The following is a 582-nucleotide window of genomic DNA, read 5'->3' as shown; positions in this document are numbered from 1 at the left end:
GGATGAAGACGGCGTCTTCGGACCGGTAGATACCGAGGTAGTCGGGGTCGGCGATGACTTCGCCGCGGGGGTGCTGGGTGACGACCTGGAAGCGGTCCTCCGGAACACCCAGGTGAATGATCATCTGGTCGTAGACGACGTCTGCGATCGTGCGGCGGTACTCCGGTGACTTGCCTTCGGTGAGGTCGATGCGAGCGAGTGGCATGGTCTTTCTCCCTGTGTTTGTTTTGACGAAACAGAACTGGATGGCTGCCTGTGCTTGTCCTGCTGGAAATGATTCTAAAATAATTAGACCGGTCGTCTAGTTATTTTTTGCAAATATCTATTCCGGCGGCGTTGACTGTACGAGAACCGATTTAGGTTTCCAGTGGTGGGAAGTTCCACTTGAAATCAGCCGGAACACTATTGGGGTCGAGTCGGTCAGCGGGGACCCCGTTGGCGTAGGTGACGATGCCGTTGCCCATGGACCAGTCGGCCGGCTGAACCGTCTGCAGGTTGAAGAACACGTCCTCGGTGCGAAGGAGCAGCTTCTCGTGCAGCTCGTCCACCACGGCCTTGTAGAAGTTGCCCTTCTGCTCGGGG

Annotated in this window: 2 protein-coding genes; both read right to left on the bottom strand. The window is 56.9% G+C overall.

Annotated features, from left to right (window positions below):
• On the bottom strand, positions 1–205 hold a 205-nt coding region (locus AC1DRE_RS25135; protein ID WP_476986883.1), incomplete at its 3' end, for a tautomerase family protein.
• A 151-nt stretch (positions 206–356) separates the two neighbouring features.
• Positions 357–582: tautomerase family protein (locus AC1DRE_RS25130; protein ID WP_476985776.1), on the bottom strand; the 226-nt coding region annotated here is incomplete at its 5' end.

The sequence above is a fragment of the Arthrobacter sp. P4_H3 genome (assembly GCF_056400885.1).
Note: the sequence above shows the minus strand (reverse complement) of the source record. Positions and strands in the feature narration are given on the sequence as shown.